Origin of the sequence: Tsukamurella pseudospumae (genome assembly GCF_001575205.1) — a bacterium.
GTDB lineage: Bacteria > Actinomycetota > Actinomycetes > Mycobacteriales > Mycobacteriaceae > Tsukamurella > Tsukamurella pseudospumae.
Genome location: NZ_LSRE01000051.1, coordinates 1 through 2,452, shown reverse-complemented (window position 1 = coordinate 2,452; position 2,452 = coordinate 1). Strand labels below are relative to the sequence as shown.

2 protein-coding genes are annotated in these 2,452 nt (G+C 66.3%); both read right to left on the bottom strand.

Annotated features, from left to right (window positions below; all coding sequences use genetic code 11):
* Positions 1-84: 84 nt before the first annotated feature.
* Complete coding sequence (gene istB, locus AXK61_RS24090) at positions 85-921, bottom strand: IS21-like element helper ATPase IstB (protein ID WP_068575356.1); 837 nt, start codon at positions 919-921, stop codon at positions 85-87.
* Complete coding sequence (locus AXK61_RS24085; RefSeq protein WP_068575355.1) at positions 918-2,294, bottom strand: Mu transposase domain-containing protein; 1,377 nt, start codon at positions 2,292-2,294, stop codon at positions 918-920. The genes istB and AXK61_RS24085 overlap by 4 nt, the downstream gene beginning before the upstream one ends.
* Positions 2,295-2,452 lie beyond the last annotated feature (158 nt).

Sequence of the window (2,452 nt, the reverse complement as noted above, 5' to 3'; positions counted from 1 at the left end):
GATACGCGACGGCGATTCHCTGATCAGGCTCATCGAAAGTCCCCAGTGATGCTCATTGAAATTCCTCACCTGGGTGCGGTCGGATTATAGCGGTCGGCGGCTGGGTGCGATTGCTGTGCGGTGGGTTTCGTTGCGGGCGTGGTGGTCTCGTAGTCGGTAGCTGTCGCCGTCGAGTTTGAGGACGACGGAGCGGTGTAGGAGCCTGTCGAGCATGGCCGCGGCGACGGTGGTGTCGCCGAGGACTTCGCCCCATTCGGAGACCGATCGGTTGGTGGTGATGACGATCGATGTTTTCAGATACCGTTGCGCGACAACCTGAAACAACGCTGATGCGGCTTCGGCGGGCAAGGGGAGGTAGCCGAGTTCGTCGATGACGAGCAGCGTCGGGCCAGCGAAGAACCGCATGGTCGTCGACCAGCGGCCTTCGATCGCCGCTTTGTGGCAGCGGGCGGCCAGGTCGGCGGCGGTGGTGACGTAGGTGCGGTATCCGGCGTGCACTGCGGCATGCGCGAGCCCGACCGCGAGGTGGGTTTTCCCGGTGCCGGGTGGTCCGACGAGCATCACGTTCGTCGCGGATTCGAGGTAGGCACAGGTCCCGAGCTCGCGGATCAGGGCTTGGTCGAGGCCGGGGGCGGCATCGAAGTCGAAATCAGCGAGGGTCGCACCGGTCGGCAGGCACGCGAATCGCATCCGGCCGGCCAGTCGGCGGGCTTCGGTGGCGTCGACTTCGACTTTGAGTAGATGTTCCAATGTTGCTGTCATGGTCCACTTCTCGGCGGTCGCGGTCTCCAACACGCTGGGGAGTGCCGCGGCGGCGGCGTCGAGCTTGAGGACCGCGAGGTGCCCTCGTAGCTGCTGATACAACGACGCCGCAGAGCCCCTGCTGCCGGCGCTGCTGGTGCGGTTGCTGGTGGTGGTCATCCGAGGGTGTTCCTGTTCTGTGCGGCCGCCTCATAGGCGGCGAGATCGATCACGACGGCATCATCGGATGCGGCTATCGGTTGAGCGGTTGGTCGACTGGGGGTGTGGGAGTTGTTCTCGCGCAGGCATTGCGCCGCTGCCCGGGAGCGTTCACCGGGTGGGATCCGCTCCTTGTTGCGGTGCGGCCGCCCATCGCCGGAATTGGCTGCTGCTGCCATCGCCGCTGCGTTGAGCGCGGTCACATGCACCGTGTCACGGACCTGCGCCCCGGTGCCCGGGGCGGCGAGGCGGTGCCGGGCGATGACGATCCCCGAAACGGTGGCGATGTCGATATGACTGTCGCCGAGCCGTTCGGTGACGGTGACCTCTCCCATCGCGAGCTCCGGCGGCACCGAGTACTGGTTGCCCCGCCACGCCACCAGGGCCTGCCGTGAGACCTTCCTCGGCTCCGACAGGACCGCGGGATACGGCGCCGCAGGAGGCCGGCGTAGGGGTTCGCTGGCGGCGACGGTCAGCACCGAGCTGCGGCCGTCTTTGGTGGCGCGCATCCGGGTATCGACGCGGACTCGGCAGTGCTCATCCAGGGACGCTTGGGCCTGCTCCACGGTCAGCTCGTCGGGCAGGGTCCGCCACCAGCGTTGCGCGATGCTCCGGTTCTCGCCCTCCACAACGCCTTTGCGGTGCCCCGAACGTGGTGGACAGATCTTGACCGAGACACCGTAATACTTGGCGACCGCAGCGAATTCGGCCTTCAGCTCCCCGCTGGAGGGGTGGCAGACCGTGGCCATCCGGTCGAACCGCCAGTTGCGGGTCACCCCACCGAGCCGGCGGGTGATCCGGTCCAGGCCGGCGATCACCTGCGGGCGTGTCGTATTCGGGGCGAGGTAACCTCGCCACCGCCCTGAACACGACAACGTTCCAACCAACAGGTGCGCGGTCTTGCCCCACCCCCACGCCGCTGGCGGATCGGGTAGATCCAACCAATCCCATTGCGTCTCTTCGCCTGGCGGGTGCTCGATCACCGCGTTCGGACGGTTCACCGCGGTCGTGCACTGCGGGCACACCGGGCGCAGGCCACGGTCCCGGATCTGCCGGGTCAGCGACGAATACGACTGCTTGAACCGCATCTCGACGAGTTCGTCGAACAGGGTCTGCGCCCACAGATGCGGGTCCTCGAGCAAGCGGCTGGTGACGTACTCGGCGAACGGCTCGAACGGGTCCTCGTCCCGGTGGCGGACACCCGGCTCGGTGACCCCGTTGAGATAGTTGCGGACGGTCTTACGGTCCCGTCCCAGATGACGGGCGATCGCTGAGATCGTCCACCCCTGCTTGCGCAGAGCATGTGCTTCCACGGTCTCTCCTTGTGTGAGCATGAACGAGCGGGGCCTCCCTCGAAGGGCTGGTGCGTGGTCAGAGACCACCAGCATCACGGGGAGGCCCCGCCCATTACTTGGCGGGTGCACACAAGTGGGGAGATTCAGTTAGCAGAACTGGGGAGAATCAACGAGCGCAGTCATCBCTGCCGWCTAAA